This window comes from Pseudomonas sp. YuFO8 (genome assembly GCF_035065025.1).
Classification (GTDB): Bacteria; Pseudomonadota; Gammaproteobacteria; order Pseudomonadales; family Pseudomonadaceae; genus Aquipseudomonas; species Aquipseudomonas putida_AE.
The window spans coordinates 1-15,286 of sequence record NZ_JAXDEQ010000033.1; the positions used below are offsets into that span (position 1 = coordinate 1).

The 15,286-nt window shown below is 59.1% G+C and carries 17 protein-coding genes and 1 pseudogene; 10 read left to right on the forward strand and 8 right to left on the reverse strand.

What is annotated here, in order from left to right; translation table 11 throughout:
* Positions 1-216: pseudogene (locus SOP95_RS23640) on the forward strand (hypothetical protein); the annotation flags it as partial.
* A gap of 121 nt (positions 217-337) precedes the next feature.
* Here SOP95_RS23640 and tyrS read toward each other — a convergent pair.
* A complete protein-coding gene (gene tyrS, locus SOP95_RS23645) occupies positions 338-1,537 on the reverse strand; it encodes a tyrosine--tRNA ligase (protein ID WP_323608520.1) in 1,200 nt (399 codons plus the stop codon).
* 213 nt (positions 1,538-1,750) lie between these two features.
* On the opposite strand from tyrS, the gene SOP95_RS23650 reads away from it, so the two are divergent.
* Both SOP95_RS23650 and SOP95_RS23655 read left to right on the forward strand, forming a co-directional pair.
* Positions 1,751-3,196 (forward strand): peptidoglycan DD-metalloendopeptidase family protein, encoded by a 1,446-nt coding sequence (locus SOP95_RS23650; protein WP_323608521.1) that lies wholly within the window; start codon positions 1,751-1,753, stop codon positions 3,194-3,196.
* A 3-nt stretch (positions 3,197-3,199) separates the two neighbouring features.
* Entirely contained in the window at positions 3,200-4,291 is a 1,092-nt protein-coding gene (locus SOP95_RS23655; RefSeq protein WP_323608522.1) for an anhydro-N-acetylmuramic acid kinase, read from the forward strand.
* Between the two features lie 67 nt (positions 4,292-4,358).
* On the opposite strand, the gene erpA is transcribed toward SOP95_RS23655, so the two are convergent.
* Together erpA and argC are read right to left on the reverse strand one after the other, a co-directional pair.
* A complete protein-coding gene (gene erpA / locus SOP95_RS23660; protein ID WP_007906865.1) occupies positions 4,359-4,709 on the reverse strand; it encodes an iron-sulfur cluster insertion protein ErpA in 351 nt (116 codons plus the stop codon).
* Positions 4,710-4,876: 167 nt separating this feature from the next.
* Positions 4,877-5,911 (reverse strand): N-acetyl-gamma-glutamyl-phosphate reductase, encoded by a 1,035-nt coding sequence (gene argC / locus SOP95_RS23665; RefSeq protein ID WP_323608523.1) that lies wholly within the window; start codon positions 5,909-5,911, stop codon positions 4,877-4,879.
* Between the two features lie 134 nt (positions 5,912-6,045).
* Here argC and hemJ point away from each other — a divergent pair, with 134 nt between their 5' ends.
* The 6 genes from hemJ to coq7 all read left to right on the forward strand — a co-directional run bounded on the left by hemJ (position 6,046) and on the right by coq7 (position 10,556).
* On the forward strand, positions 6,046-6,474 hold the full coding sequence (gene hemJ / locus SOP95_RS23670; protein WP_323608524.1) for a protoporphyrinogen oxidase HemJ: 429 nt from the start codon (positions 6,046-6,048) through the stop codon (positions 6,472-6,474).
* A gap of 32 nt (positions 6,475-6,506) precedes the next feature.
* Positions 6,507-7,475, forward strand: a complete 969-nt coding sequence (locus SOP95_RS23675; RefSeq protein ID WP_274078000.1) for an NAD(P)H-dependent flavin oxidoreductase — start codon at positions 6,507-6,509, stop codon at positions 7,473-7,475.
* A gap of 62 nt (positions 7,476-7,537) precedes the next feature.
* Complete coding sequence (locus SOP95_RS23680; protein ID WP_323608525.1) at positions 7,538-8,485, forward strand: DUF805 domain-containing protein; 948 nt, start codon at positions 7,538-7,540, stop codon at positions 8,483-8,485.
* Between the two features lie 61 nt (positions 8,486-8,546).
* Positions 8,547-9,335 carry an SDR family NAD(P)-dependent oxidoreductase gene (locus SOP95_RS23685; protein WP_323608526.1) on the forward strand — a complete coding sequence of 263 codons (789 nt, stop codon included), beginning with the start codon at positions 8,547-8,549 and terminating at the stop codon, positions 9,333-9,335.
* A gap of 80 nt (positions 9,336-9,415) precedes the next feature.
* Positions 9,416-9,754 carry a histidine triad nucleotide-binding protein gene (locus SOP95_RS23690; protein WP_274077997.1) on the forward strand — a complete coding sequence of 113 codons (339 nt, stop codon included), beginning with the start codon at positions 9,416-9,418 and terminating at the stop codon, positions 9,752-9,754.
* 154 nt (positions 9,755-9,908) lie between these two features.
* Positions 9,909-10,556, forward strand: a complete 648-nt coding sequence (gene coq7 / locus SOP95_RS23695) for a 2-polyprenyl-3-methyl-6-methoxy-1,4-benzoquinone monooxygenase (RefSeq protein ID WP_274077996.1) — start codon at positions 9,909-9,911, stop codon at positions 10,554-10,556.
* A 64-nt stretch (positions 10,557-10,620) separates the two neighbouring features.
* Here the strand turns inward: coq7 and SOP95_RS23700 are convergent, their stop codons facing one another.
* Positions 10,621-11,043 carry an OsmC family protein gene (locus tag SOP95_RS23700; protein ID WP_274077995.1) on the reverse strand — a complete coding sequence of 141 codons (423 nt, stop codon included), beginning with the start codon at positions 11,041-11,043 and terminating at the stop codon, positions 10,621-10,623.
* A gap of 230 nt (positions 11,044-11,273) precedes the next feature.
* On the opposite strand from SOP95_RS23700, the gene crp reads away from it, so the two are divergent.
* Positions 11,274-11,918, forward strand: a complete 645-nt coding sequence (crp, locus tag SOP95_RS23705; RefSeq protein ID WP_274077994.1) for a cAMP-activated global transcriptional regulator CRP — start codon at positions 11,274-11,276, stop codon at positions 11,916-11,918.
* A gap of 10 nt (positions 11,919-11,928) precedes the next feature.
* On the opposite strand, the gene SOP95_RS23710 is transcribed toward crp, so the two are convergent.
* From SOP95_RS23710 to SOP95_RS23725, 4 genes are all read right to left on the reverse strand, one after another.
* Positions 11,929-12,630, reverse strand: a complete 702-nt coding sequence (locus tag SOP95_RS23710) for a lipoate--protein ligase family protein (protein ID WP_323608527.1) — start codon at positions 12,628-12,630, stop codon at positions 11,929-11,931.
* Positions 12,631-12,726: 96 nt separating this feature from the next.
* Positions 12,727-13,563, reverse strand: coding sequence for an indole-3-glycerol phosphate synthase TrpC (gene trpC, locus SOP95_RS23715; RefSeq protein WP_274077992.1), 837 nt, complete (start codon positions 13,561-13,563; stop codon positions 12,727-12,729).
* A complete protein-coding gene (trpD, locus tag SOP95_RS23720; protein WP_274077991.1) occupies positions 13,560-14,609 on the reverse strand; it encodes an anthranilate phosphoribosyltransferase in 1,050 nt (349 codons plus the stop codon). Before trpD ends, trpC begins: the two co-directional genes overlap by 4 nt.
* A 9-nt stretch (positions 14,610-14,618) precedes the next feature.
* Entirely contained in the window at positions 14,619-15,212 is a 594-nt protein-coding gene (locus tag SOP95_RS23725) for an aminodeoxychorismate/anthranilate synthase component II (RefSeq protein WP_274077990.1), read from the reverse strand.
* Positions 15,213-15,286 lie beyond the last annotated feature (74 nt).

Below are 15,286 nucleotides of genomic sequence, written 5' to 3' on the forward strand. Positions count from 1 at the left end.
GAGCGGTTGGTTAAGATCTTTCGTCTCAACCGAGGCGCGCATTCTACAGCAGCCTCATTTGCTGTCAAGTGGTATTTTTCAGAAGTTTTCAAGGAATCCTTAACAACTTCAACCACTTGCGCTTCAGATCTCTCGTCAGCGGGAGGCGAATTCTACAGCGTTACGCGCTGCTGTCAACACCTCTTTTTCAACTTCCTGCTGGCTTCGATGAACTGAAGCAACCTGCTGTCAAAACTGCGTAACTCATTGTTTATCAAGGAGTTTTCCGTTTCGACTGCGCCGGAAGTGGGGCGAATTATAGGCTTCTGGAATTCGCCGTCAACCTTTTGTTTCAGGTTTATTCGGACTTGAGCGTAATACGCGCAAATGCCTTCTTGCCGGCCTGGCAAACGTGGGTCGCACCCAGTACGTATATAAAGGAGCGATCAACCACCTCGCCATCGATACGCACACCACCAGAACCGAGCAGATCACGGGCCACAGCCGAGTTCTTCACCAAGCCTGCCTTATTAAGGACAGCCGCGATCGGCATGTCTTCGGCAGCCGTCAATTCGATCTCAGGCAGATCGTCCGGCAGCTCGCCATCCTTCATGCGGTTGCCTGCCGCGCGATGAGCATTGGCCGCAGCCTCCTCACCATGGAAACGGGCAACGATCTCTTCAGCCAGCTTGATCTTGATGTCACGCGGATTGGCACCCGCCTCGACATCGGCACGGAAAGCATTGATCTCATCCATGGAGCGGAAGCTGAGCAGTTCGAAGTAACGCCACATCAGTGCATCCGGGATGGAGACCAGCTTGCTGTACATCACACCTGGTGCTTCCTGGATACCAACGTAGTTGCCCAGGGACTTGGACATCTTCTTCACGCCGTCCAGGCCTTCGAGCAATGGCATGGTCAGAATGCACTGGGCTTCCTGGCCGTAACCACGCTGCAGCTCACGCCCCATCAACAGGTTGAACTTCTGGTCGGTACCGCCGAGCTCGACGTCCGCACGCAAGGCCACCGAGTCGTAGCCTTGTACCAACGGATACAGGAACTCGTGAATGGCGATCGGCTGGTTGGTCGTGTAGCGCTTATCGAAGTCATCGCGCTCGAGCATGCGAGCCACGGTGTATTGCGAAGTCAGGCGAATGAAGTCGGCCGGGCCCATCTGATCCATCCAGGTGGAGTTGAACGCCACCTCGGTCTTGGCCGGGTCGAGAATCTTGAAAACCTGGGTCTTGTAGGTCTCGGCATTTTCGAGCACCTGCTCGCGGGTCAGCGGAGGACGCGTTGCGCTCTTGCCGCTTGGATCACCGATCATCCCGGTGAAGTCGCCAATCAGGAAGATCACTTGGTGACCAAGCTCCTGGAACTGGCGCAGCTTGTTGATCAGCACGGTATGCCCCAGGTGCAAATCAGGGGCAGTCGGGTCGAAGCCTGCCTTGATCCGCAGCGGCTGGCCACGCTTGAGCTTTTCGATCAGCTCGGACTCGACCAACAGTTCTTCCGCACCACGTTTAATCAGCGCTAGCTGCTCTTCAACCGACTTCATAACAGACCCGCAAGGCTCGAATTCAAAGGGGATCAACCATACAAGATCGCGCGGCAAATACAAAGTTTGGCCGGCGCAATGACGCCAATCCGCTGACAGAGCGTCTGCGGACTTGCTTAAGGGATGATTTGGTTATATTTTATACAGTTATTTCATCTTTATCATGTCATTCATCTTTTCCAATTCATCTTTTTCAAAGTCAAAACACTACTTATGACCAAAGAATCGTCTAAAGCGCCACCGCTTTACCCGAAGACCCACCTGCTCGCAGCGAGTGGCATTGCCGCCCTTCTGAGCCTGGCGCTTCTGGTATTTCCTTCCAGTGATGTCGAAGCCAAAAAGACAACCCTGAGTCTTGAACTGGAAAGCCCTGCTGAACAACTGACACAGGAACAAGACGCTGCAGAAGCCGTCCAGGCCACAAATGAGGCGGTCGAGTTTCCATTTGCGCAGATCGAAGACAGTGTGCAGGAACCCCAGGAAACCGCTCAAGCCGCACCTGCACCAGTAGTCCCTGCACCCACCCCCGCACCGGTTGCCGAAGAAAAGAAGGCGCCCACTCACAGGGAAGTGATCGTCACCAAAGGCGATACGCTCTCCACGCTGTTCGAGAAAGTCGGCCTTCCAGCCCCTTCGGTACATGACCTGCTGGCCAGCAGCAAACAGGCCAAGCAATTCAGCCAGCTCAAGCATGGGCAGAAACTCGAATTCGAACTGGGTCCTGATGGGCAACTGGCCAGCCTGCACAGCCAGGTCAGCGACCTCGAGACCATCACCCTGACCAAGAACGACAAGGGCTACAGCTTCAACCGCGTGACCGCCAAGCCCACCGTGCGCTCAGCGTACGTGCATGGCGTGATCAACAGCTCGCTGTCCCAGTCCGCTGCCCGTGCTGGCCTGTCGCACAGCCTGACCATGGACATGGCCAGCGTGTTTGGCTATGACGTCGACTTTGCCCAGGATATTCGCCAGGGTGACCAGTTCGATGTGATCTATGAACAGAAAGTGGTCAACGGCAAAGCGGTCGGTAACGGCCCGATCCTGTCCGCCCGCTTCACCAACCGCGGCAAGACCTACACCGCCGTGCGCTACACCAACAAGCAAGGCAACACCAGCTATTACACGGCTGACGGCAACAGCATGCGCAAGGCATTCATCCGTACCCCGGTGGACTTCGCCCGCATCAGCTCGAAATTTTCCATGGGCCGCAAGCACCCGATCCTGAACAAGATCCGCGCCCACAAAGGCGTCGACTACGCAGCACCGCGCGGCACGCCAATCAAGGCGGCCGGTGACGGCAAAGTATTGCTGGCGGGCCGCCGCGGCGGTTACGGCAACACCGTGATCATCCAACACGGCAATACCTACCGCACGCTGTACGGCCACATGCAAGGCTTCGCCAAGGGCGTCAAGACTGGCGGCACCGTCAAACAAGGCCAGGTCATCGGCTACATCGGCACTACCGGCCTGTCCACCGGCCCGCATTTGCACTACGAGTTCCAGGTGAATGGCGTACACGTCGATCCGCTGGGCCAGAAAGTAGCGATGGCCGACCCTATTTCCAAAGCCGAACGTGCACGTTTCCTGGCGCAGAGCCAGCCATTGATGGCGCGCATGGACCAGGAAAAATCCACCCAGCTGGCTTCGGCCAAGCGCTAGGCCATGGCGCTCTATATAGGTGTGATGTCCGGGACCAGCCTTGATGGCCTGGACATAGCGCTGATCGAGCAGGCCCCGGCGATCAGGCTGATTGCAACACATTACATCCCGATGCCCGACTCCCTGCGCGCCGAGCTGCTTGGCTTGTGCGCCAGCGGTCCGGATGAGATAGCCCGCTCCGCCATTGCCCAACAGAACTGGGTGAAACTGGCGGCGCAGGGCGTTCATGCCCTCCTTGCCCAACAGCAGATCAAGCCTGAAGACATTCGCGCGATTGGCAGTCACGGCCAGACCATTCGCCATGAGCCCGCTCGCGGCTTCACGGTGCAAATCGGCAACCCTGCCCTACTGACCGAGCTGACCGGCATCACCGTGGTCAGTGACTTCCGCAGCCGCGACGTCGCCGCCGGCGGGCAAGGCGCACCACTGGTTCCAGCCTTTCACGAAGCGCTTTTTGAAGAACGCACCGGCAACCGCGCGGTGCTCAACGTGGGCGGTTTCAGCAACCTCAGCCTGATTGAACCCGGCAAACCCGTTGCAGGTTTCGACTGCGGCCCGGGCAATGTGTTGCTGGACGCCTGGATTCACCAACAGCGCGGAGACAACTTTGACCGTGATGGCCAATGGGCAGCCAGCGGCAAGATTGAACCAGCACTGTTGAAGGCACTGCTCAGCGACCCCTTCTTCGTGACAAAGGGCCCAAAGAGCACTGGCCGTGAAGTCTTCAACCTGCCATGGCTGACCCGCCATCTGGCAGCGCTGCCGACCTTCGCTGCCGAGGATGTCCAGGCAACGCTGCTGGAACTGACGGCATTGACCATCATCGAATCGCTGCACAGCGCCCAGGCAGATACTCAAGAGCTGCTGGTCTGCGGCGGTGGTGCGCACAACGCCACACTGATGAAGCGCCTGGCCAACCTGCTACCGAATGCGACTGTCAGCAGCACCGCCACTCACGGTGTAGACCCGGACTGGGTCGAAGCCATGGCCTTCGCCTGGCTGGCCCACTGCTGCCTGGAAGGCATCGCGGCCAATCGCCCAAGCGTCACTGGCGCTCGCGGGCTGCGTGTACTCGGCGCCATCTACCCCGCATAAGTGACGCACAGCAAAACGCCGCAGGGCCTCAGGGCCATGCGGCGTTTTGATGATACCGACGCGCTGATCAGATCGAGAACGAAGAGCCACAGCCACAGGTGGTGGTCGCGTTCGGGTTCTTGATGACGAAGCGCGAGCCTTCCAGACCTTCCTGATAATCCACCTCGGCTCCTGCCAGGTACTGGAAGCTCATCGGATCGACAACCAGACTCACACCTTCGCGCTCAACGATGGTGTCGTCATCGGCCACTTCTTCATCGAAAGTGAAGCCGTACTGAAAACCTGAACAACCGCCGCCCGTAACGAATACGCGCAGCTTCAAGCGATCATTCCCCTCTTCATCGACCAGGCTCTTCACCTTGTGCGCGGCACCGTGGGTGAATTGCAAAGCCGTGGGGGTGAAGGATTCGACGCTCATGCTGACTATCTCCCGGCGTTACGCCGTCATATTGCGTGATGACGCGCATTATCCGCTTCTCCTAGAAAAGCGGTCAACTATTGTTATGGTATATCAACCAACCCAGTCGCCCGCCCTGAATGCAAAAAGGCCCGTTCAACGGGCCTTTTGCTGGGTGCGATACAGCGTTACGGCAACATGCCCGCGTGGGACAGGCCCAGACGCTCATCCAGGCCAAACAGGATGTTCATGTTCTGCACCGCCTGACCCGACGCACCTTTGACCAGGTTGTCGATCACCGACAACACGACCACCAGGTCACCGTCCTGTGGACGGTGCACGGCAATACGGCAGACGTTGGCGCCGCGCACACTGCGGGTTTCCGGGTGGCTGCCGGCAGGCATGACGTCGACGAACGGTTCGTCGGCATAACGTTTTTCAAACAGCGCCTGCAGATCCACCGAGCGATCCACGACGGTTGCGTAGAGCGTGGAGTGAATGCCACGGATCATTGGCGTCAGGTGCGGAACGAAGGTCAGGCCAACGTCCTTGCCGGCGGCACGACGCAGACCCTGGCGAATTTCCGGCAGGTGGCGATGCCCTTTGACGGCGTAAGCCTTCATGCTTTCCGACGTCTCGGAGTACAGCGAGCCTACGGCAGCGCCACGACCGGCACCGCTGACGCCGGACTTGCAGTCGGCGATCAGGCGCGAAGCATCGGCCAGGCCCGCTTCAAGCAATGGCAGGAAACCCAATTGAGTGGCGGTTGGATAGCAACCGGGCACGGCGATCAGGCGTGCTTTCCTGATCTGTTCACGATTGACTTCCGGCAAACCGTAGACCGCCTCGTCCAGCAACTCCGGTGCACCGTGCGGCTGGCCGTACCATTTTGCCCACTCATCAGCGTCTTGCAGACGGAAGTCCGCGGACAGGTCGATGACCTTGGTCCCGGCCGCCAGCAGCTCGCCCGCCAGGGCATGCGCAACACCGTGCGGCGTGGCGAAGAACACCACATCGCAGGCGCCCAAGGTCTTGATGTCCGGAACGCTGAACGCCAGGCCGTCGTAATGGCCTCGCAGGTTCGGATACATGTCGGCCACGGCCAGGCCAGCCTCGGATCGGGAAGTGATCACCACCACTTCAGCTTGCGGATGCTGTGCCAACAGACGCAACAGTTCGACACCGGTGTAACCCGTGCCGCCGACGATACCGACCTTGACCATAAACCTGCCCTCAACGAACCCACTGGAAAGCCGTCGATAATAGGGCCCGTATCGTCCTGCGACAACCGGCAAGGTGACGTGTGGAGCCTCAACCCTCTACTATCCGGGCTACCGTGAACCTGGGAATAACCAAAATGCTTTATCTGTGGCTCAAAGCTTTCCACATCATCAGCGTCGTCTGCTGGTTTGCCGGCCTGTTCTACCTGCCGCGTCTGTTCGTCTACCATGCTCAAAGCGAAGACGCGGTCAGCAAGGAGCGCTTCAGCATCATGGAACGCAAGCTGTACCGGGGCATCATGGGACCTTCGATGATCGCCACGCTGATCTTCGGTGGCTGGCTCATCTACCTTAATCCAGACATCTTCAGCCAGGGTGGCTGGATACACGCCAAACTGACCCTGGTCGTATTGTTGATCGGCTACCACCACATGTGCGGCGCGCAGGTGAAGCGCTTTGCCCGTGGCGAGAACACCCGTAGCCATGTCTTTTATCGCTGGTTCAACGAAGTGCCAGTCCTGATATTGCTGGCTATCGTAATTCTGGTCGTCGTCCGGCCGTTTTAAATCAACAGGCACCCATTACCGGGGTATTTCCAATGTCGCTGCCCGCTCTGCTCGAACAACGTTTGCGTCTGCCCGTGGTGGCGGCGCCAATGTTCCTGATTTCCAACCCGCAACTGGTGCTCGCCTGCTGCCGCAATGGCGTGGTCGGCAGCTTCCCGGCGCTGAACCAGCGCGAGAGCAGCGGTTTCAAGGCCTGGCTGGAAGAAATCGAAGCCGGGCTGGCGAAACTGGAGAATCCCGCGCCCTACGCGGTGAACCTGATCGTTCACAACAGCAACCCGCGATTACAGGCGGATCTGCAAATCTGTATCGAACACAAAGTGCCGATCGTGATCACCAGTCTCGGCGCCGTGAAGGAAGTGGTCGATGCGGTCCACAGCTACGGCGGCCTGGTATTCCATGATGTGACGACTCGCCGCCATGCGGAGAAAGCCGCTGAGGCGGGGGTGGACGGGCTGATCGCCGTCGCTGCGGGTGCCGGCGGACATGCCGGGACCTGGAGCCCGTTCTCGCTGATCGCCGAAATCCGCCAGTTTTTCGACAAGACCCTACTGCTGGCCGGGTGCCTGAATCACGGCCACGAAATTCTCGCCGCGCAATTGCTCGGCGCCGACCTGGCCTACTTCGGCACGCGATTTATCGGCACCACCGAAAGTCATGCACCGGATGCCTACAAAGAGATGCTGCTGACATCCAGAGCGGCAGACATCATCCATACTCCAGCGGTGTCGGGTGTACCGGCAAGTTTCATGCGCCAGAGCCTGGAGGCCGCCGGTTTCGACATGGCAGCCCTGCAAAACAAGGGCGAGGTCAATTTCGGCTCCAAGCTCAAACCCATCAGCGATGAAGCCAAAGCCTGGAAAACCGTGTGGTCCGCGGGCCAGGGCGTGGGTGAAATCGATGACTTGCCGAGCGTCGAGCAACTGGTCGCGCGCCTCGACGCCGAGTACCGCACGGCGCAGGAACAAGCAGCGCAGCTGCGCCAACACTGGCCGCGCTGAACATTCGGGCCAGCCGAGGCTGGCTATTCGTACCAATGACTGGCGACAAGGATGCCTGGGCAATGAGCGAAAACCGTTACAAGATCGTGTTCGACGGAGCACTGTTGCCGGGTGTTGATCTCAACAGCGCCAAACTCAATCTCGCTACGCTGTTCAAGAGCGACGTCAGCGCCATCGAGCGCCTGTTCAATGGTCGACCGGTAGCACTCAAGCGCGACCTGTCCCAGGCGGATGCGCAGACCTACCTCCAGGCCCTGAAAAACACTGGCATCGATGCCCGGATCGAGACGGAACCTTCGATCGAGCTTGACCTGGCCGATGTTCACGACCATCCCGCTGCGGCTGAGCCCCACTCCCCTTATGCGCCTCCACAGGCCCGCGTCGGCGAAAAACTGCCGGAGTTCGCCGCACTCAAGCCCTTCAGCATTGAAGGTCGAATCGGACGCCTGCGGTTTCTGGCATGGACCTTGGTGCTGAGCCTGGTCACCCTGCCCGTTGTCGGCGTGTTTGCGCTCATCGGCCTGGGCCTGGTCAGTGGCAATTCCACCACCGGACTGATCCTCGGCGGCATCCTGGCCTTCTTCCTGTTCCTGGCGTTCATAGTTGTCGGCGTTCTGTTCAGCGTTCAGCGTTTGCATGATATCGGCTGGTCGGGCTGGCTCTGGCTCCTTCACCTGGTTCCGTTCATAGGCAGTTTTTTCCCGCTGGTGATCATGCTCGTGCCAGGCAATACCGGCGCCAATCGTTATGGCCCACCCCCGCCGCCTAACAGCACGGCGGTCAAGGTTCTGTGCGCATTGTGGATTGTGTTTATCGGCTTGTTTGGCGTCGCCGCTATGCTGGGTGGTATCTCGGCAATCCAGCAAGAGTATGAAGACAGCCTCGAAAGCAGCTACCAAAGCGGCTCGGTGAGCACCGAGGAAATCGATATCGACGTCGAACCTGAAGCAAATTCCCCAGCCGAGGCAGCCGAAGAAGCCCTGCCCCCTGTAGACTCTGCGAAAGAATGAACAGCGCTCCCCGCCCGTGACACCTGCGTCGCGGCGCGGAGCTGTTGCGATGGAGAATGGCATGACCCGTTACGCTCTGATCACTGGCGCTTCCAGCGGCATCGGCCTGGCGATGGCCGAAGCGCTGGCCCGGCGCGGCCGCAGCCTGATACTGGTGGCCCGACAGCGTGATCAGCTGGAAAGCATTGCGATTGAACTGACCCAACGTTTTGGCGTGGAGGTGTTGTTCCGTGCCTGTGACCTGGGCGAGCCGCTACGCCTGTCCGGCTTTTTGCTGGAGCTGGAAGAAGGTGACCGGCAGATCGACCTGCTGGTCAACTGCGCCGGCATCGGCACCTGCGGCCCGTTCCTGGCGCAGGACTGGATGACCGAGCAGGACCTGATCGAAGTGAACATTCTGGCGCTCACCCGCCTGTGCCATGCCGTCGGCAACAGCATGGCGCTGCAGGGTGGCGGACAGATCCTCAACGTCGCGTCGGTCGCGGCGTTCCAGCCCGGCCCGTGGATGAGCACTTACTACGCCAGCAAGGCCTATGTGCTGCACTTTTCCGAAGGCCTGCGCGTCGAGTTGAAAAAATGCGCGGTCAAGGTCTCGGTGCTATGCCCCGGCCCGACTCGCACGGCGTTCTTCCGCACAGCGCAACTGAACAACGACAAACTGGCCAACAGTAAAATGCTGATGAGCCCGGAGGAAGTCGCGCTCTATACCGTGCGGGCCCTGGAGAAAAATCGCGCAATCATTATTCCCGGGCGGCGCAACCGCTGGTTCGCCACCCTGCCCCGGTTCGGCTCGCGCTGGCTGATCCGCACAATCTCCGGCATGGTCATCAAGGCCCACTGCCCGCGCTGAATGGCCCTGCGGTAAAACACTGGGCTGGCGCATCCGCCATGGGTACACTCAGGCCAGCTCAAACAACGGAGAAAACAGCTGTGGATACTCTGTTCACCAAGATCATCAACCGGGAAATCCCGGCGAATATCATTTACGAGGACGACCAGGTACTGGCCTTCCACGACATCGCGCCACAGGCACCGGTGCACTTCCTGGTGATCCCGAAAAAGCCGGTACGCACCTTGAACGACCTGACCGAGGACGACAAGGCGCTGGCTGGACACATCCTGTTTACCGCCCAACGCCTGGCCAAGGAACTGGGTTGCGAAAAAGGTTTCCGCGTTGTCATGAACTGCAATGAAGAAGGTGGGCAGACTGTCTACCACATTCATATGCATGTGCTGGGTCAGCGGCAGATGCACTGGCCGCCGGGCTGATTTGTATTTTCCCTTGCCGGCGATGGCGTGATTGAGATCGCCTTCGCCGGCAAGCCGGGTTCCTACAGATATTGCCTGCGTCGCAATGTCCCAGCGCAAACCTTCCCCGGCCGATTGGGTTAAACTGGCCACCGAGATTCCTCCGGAGGTCAGCATGACTACCCAACGTCACTACTCGCCGATTGATCGCCTTCTGCTGCAAGCCGATGCCGCGATGCGCACCCTGCTGCCCTTCAGCGGCCAGCCTTACCGTCCGTCGCCCGCCATCGTGCAACCTGATGCGAAAATGAGTGACGAAGACACCCGCCACGTGGCCGGGCTGATGCGCATCAATCACACCGGAGAGGTCTGCGCCCAAGCGCTGTATCAAGGCCAGGCCCTGACTGCCAGGCTGCCACAAGTGCGCGTCGCCATGGAGCACGCCGCCGAAGAAGAAGTCGACCATCTGGCGTGGTGCGAGCAACGCATTCATCAGTTGGGTAGCCACACCAGTATTCTCAATCCACTGTTCTATGGCATGTCATTCGGGATTGGTGCTGTTGCAGGCCTGATCAGCGACAAAGTCAGCCTGGGTTTTGTCGCCGCGACGGAAGATCAGGTGTGCAAGCACTTGAACGAACACCTTGAGCAACTGCCGGCCGAGGATGAAAAATCCCGGGCGATCCTGGAGCAGATGCGCATCGATGAAGAGCAACATGCCGAAAGCGCACTGGAGGCTGGCGGTTTCCGCTTTCCGGCGCCGGTGAAGTTCGGGATGAGTTTGATGGCCAAGGTCATGACCAAGAGTACTTATCGGATCTGACCGGCTGCGTCAGAGACAAAAAAGGCGACTGCCGTGAGGTAGTCGCCTTTTTTATGATCTCGATTCAACCCAGCTCGATGATCTCGTAATCGTGGGTAATCTCGACACCTGCTGCCCCGAGCATGATCGACGCCGAGCAATACTTCTCCGCGGACAGTTCGATGGCGCGCTTGACCTGCGCTTCCTTCAGGCCACGGCCCTTGACCACAAAATGCATGTGGATCCTGGTGAAAACCTTTGGATCTTCGGTCGCACGCTCGGCTTCGAGGAAGGCTTCACAACTCTCGACGGCCTGGCGTGATTTCTTGAGGATGCTGACCACATCGAAATTGCTGCATCCGCCTACACCCAGCAGGAGCATTTCCATCGGCCGGACACCCAGGTTACGACCGCCGGCCTCGGGCGGGCCGTCCATAACCACGACATGACCGCTGCCGGATTCGCCGAGGAACATGGCTTCGCCAGCCCATTGGATGCGTGCCTTCATCGCCAAGACTCCACTGTCTAAAAAAAGGGTCGCCAGCTTAGCACAGGCCCCTTGATTGACAGTGATCGCCGTCCTAGGACATAACCTGCGACGCTGTAGGTAAAATCTCGAATATTGCAGGAAGTGTCTGGTAAGCTGGCGCCAATTCACTGGCGCATGGCCAGCTATGCCCCAACGTGCGCAATTCACAAAAAACCCAACACACCGTGCAGTCTTTTCGGGATACAACCATGGTTGCTATTGCCCCCAACCCCAAGATGAAAAACCTCGACAAGCTGTTGATGCATTGCCAGCGCCGTCGCTATCAGGCCAAGAGCAACATCATTTGCGCCGGCGACCGCTCGGAAACGCTGTTCTTCATCATCAAGGGTTCGGTCACCATCCTGATCGAAGACGACGACGGTCGGGAAATGATCATCGCCTACCTGAACGCCGGGGATTTTTTCGGTGAATTGGGTCTGTTCGAGCAGGCAGGTCTGGAACAGGAGCGCAGCGCCTGGGTGCGGGCCAAGGTCGAATGCGAAGTGGCGGAAATCAGCTACGCGAAATTCCGCGAATTGTCCCAGCAGGACCCGGACATTCTTTACGTATTAAGCGGACAAATCGCACAACGCCTGCGCAACACCACGCGCAAGGTGGGTGACCTGGCGTTTTTCGACGTCACCGGTCGCGTCGCCCGTTGCCTGCTTGAACTGTGCAAGCAGCCAGACGCCATGACCCACCCCGACGGCATGCAGATCAAGGTGACCCGTCAGGAAATCGGACGGATCGTCGGTTGTTCGCGGGAGATGGTCGGACGCGTGCTCAAGGATCTGGAAGAGCGCAACCTGGTGGACGTCAAAGGCAAGACCATGGTGGTCTTCGGTACGCGCTAGGCTCGTAGACTTAGCCGCTGAAGATCTGCGCCAGCATTCGCCGGTAGAGTTCATCGAGGCGTTCCAGCGCATCCTTTGCTGCGAACTTCTCATGCAAGGCGATGTGGCTTTCGGCGCGCACCCGTTGCTCAAGGCCGCAGGCCTCATTGAAGCGGTTGACCGCCGCGACCATCGATTCGCGCTCGTTATCCAGCAACATCGCACCATGAACCAGCCCGACTGGACGCTGACCACCCTGACTCTGGCGCCAGCGCTGGGCGGTGCCGACCATCTTGCGCCCATCCAGGTTGACGTTGAACCGGCCATCACAGAACGCACCGTCAATTTCGCCCAGCGACGAAGTGCCGCCCAGCTCATCCAGTAACTGGCAGATCGGATCGCACAGACGCCGGTAGCCGGTCTCGATGCGGTTCAGATCCCCTTCGCTGCGCGGCGGCGCGTAAACCAGGGCAATGTTGATCGTTGTGGCCGATTGCGGAACAGGTTCGCCACCGGTATCGCGCAATAGCACCGGCCAGCCAGCAGCGGCGGAGACTTCGCAGGCATGTTCGAAACCTGGTAAGCGATTCAAGCGGCGCGGCATCACTAATGCCTGATCGCTTGGCTGCCAGAACAGCAGGCCAAACTCCGCATCGCCGGCACAGACAGAGGCCAGCAAATCCTGTTCGGCTTGCAGGCCGGATGCGATGGTCAGAGAAACAGGTGAGGTCACAAGGTACTCCGTAAGACAAAAAGTCTGTGGTGTTTCTTATGCCGCTATCGCGAGCAGGCTCGCTCTTGTAGGAGCAAGCTTGCTCGCGGTGCTTTTTCAGTCGAGGGTAGAACCGCTGACAGGAATACCGCGCTCCGGGAAGAACAGACGCTGCAGTTCAGTGCCCGGATTCTCGGCACGCATGAACGCCTCGCCAACCAGGAACGCGTAGACGTCGCTGATTTCCATCAGCTCGACATCGGCGCGATTGAGGATGCCGCTTTCGGTGATCACCAGACGATCGCGCGGGATACGCGGCAACAGATCGAGGGTGGTTTCCAGGTTGACCTCGAAGGTGTGCAGGTTGCGGTTGTTGATGCCCACCAGCGGAGTGTCGAGGGTTTTCAAGGCCCGCTCCAGCTCATCGCCATCGTGGACTTCCACCAGCACATCAAGGCCGACACCTTTGGCCACGGCGGCCAGTTCGGCCATTTTCACGTCGTCCAGGGCGGCGACGATCAACAGCACGCAGTCGGCCCCCAGCGCACGGGCTTCGACGATCTGGTACGGATCGATCATGAAGTCCTTGCGGATCACCGGCAGTTTGCACGCCGCGCGGGCTTGTTGCAGGTACAGATCGGCGCCCTGGAAGTAATCGATATCGGTGAGCACCGACAGGCAGGTCGCGCCGCCCTTCTCGTAGCTCCTGGCAATGTCGGCGGGAACGAAGTTCTCGCGGATCACGCCCTTGCTCGGCGAAGCTTTCTTGATTTCAGCAATCACTGCCGGCTCTTTGAGCTTGGCCTGAGCCAGCAAAGCCTTGGCAAAACCACGGGGTGCATCGGCCGCCTTGGCCAGACTTTCCAGCTCGGCGAGGCTGACACGAGCGCTACGCTCGGCGACTTCCTCGACTTTGCGCGCCAGAATGTTTTCCAGAACCGTCGGTACACTCATCCCTCATTCTCCACTTTGAATACCGCGGTAAATGCACCCAGCTCCTCGAGTTTCTCCCGAGCAAGGCCGGTGTGCAGCGCATCGTGCGCCAGGGCAACACCCTCTTTCAAACTGCTCGCATGGTCGGCGGCGTATAACGCGGCACCGGCATTGAGCATGATCATTTCAGCCGCTTTTTGACCGTTTTCGGTCTTGCGCTTGCCCAGGGCATCGCGGATCAGCTCCAGGGACGCCGCCGGACTATCCACCGCCAGACCATGCAGACTCTGGCTTTTCATGCCCAGGTCTTCCGGCTCGACCCAATACTCGGTGATCTGGTCGTTTTTCAGTTCCGCGACAAAGGTTGGTGCCGCCAGGCTGAATTCGTCCAGGCCGTCCTTCGAATGGACCACCAGCACATGCTTGCTGCCCAGACGCTGCAGGACTTCGGCCAATGGCCGGCACAGCGCTTGAGTGAATACACCCACCACCTGATGTTTCACACCGGCCGGATTCGTAAGCGGGCCGAGCATGTTGAACAAGGTGCGCAACCCGAGTTCCTTGCGCGGGCCGGCGGCGTGCTTCATGGCACTGTGATGGGTCTGGGCAAACATGAAGCCGATGCCGACATTATCGATGCAGCGCGCCACCTGGACCGGGGTCAGGTTCAGGTAGATACCGGCCGCCTCCAGCAAATCGGCACTGCCGCTTTTACCCGAGACCGCGCGGTTGCCGTGCTTGGCCACCGTGCAACCGGCCGCCGCGACCACGAAGGACGAAGCGGTCGACACGTTGAAGATGTTGGCACCGTCACCACCAGTACCCACCACATCGACTACACCGTCGAGGGTCTTGAGTTCGACCTGGTCCGCCAGCTCACGCATGACCGACACGGCACCGACGATTTCGTCGATGCTTTCGCTCTTCATGCGCATGGCCATCATGAACGCGCCGATCTGCGCGTCCGTGCATTGGCCGGTCATGATTTCGCGCATCACGTCGCGCATCTCATCGGTGCTGAGGTCGAGGTGATCGACGATACGGCCCAGGGCTGTCTTGATATTCATGAATAGTCCTTAGCGCGTGCCGCCGGTTTGTTTGAGGAAGTTGGCGAACAACTCGTGGCCCTGTTCGGTGAGGATCGACTCAGGGTGGAACTGCACGCCTTCGATGTTCAGGGTCTTGTGACGCAGGCCCATGATCTCGTCGACCGAGCCGTCTTCCAGTTGGGTCCAGGCGGTCAGCTCGAGGCAATCGGGCAGGGTTTCGCGCTTGACGATCAATGAATGATAGCGGGTGACCGTCAGCGGCCTGTTCAGGCCGGCAAAGACACCTTTGTCTTCATGGAACACCGGGCTGGTCTTGCCGTGCATGACCTGGCGCGCGCGAACCACATCGCCACCAAAAGCCTGGCCGATGGACTGATGCCCCAGGCAGACACCGAGAATCGGCAGTTTGCCGGCGAAGTGCTTGATGACGTCAATCGAGACGCCGGCTTCGGTCGGGGTGCAAGGACCGGGAGAGACGACGATGCGCTCAGGATTGAGGGCTTCGATCTGTGCAACCGTGAGTTCATCGTTGCGCACGACTTTGACCTGGGAGCCCAGCTCACCAAGGTACTGCACAACGTTGTAGGTAAAAGAGTCGTAGTTATCGATCATCAGCAACATGGCGTTAAGAACCTCAAAAATTCACTGACTTAATACAGCCTTCGAATGATTTACCCGCAGCGTCCTGCACTTTG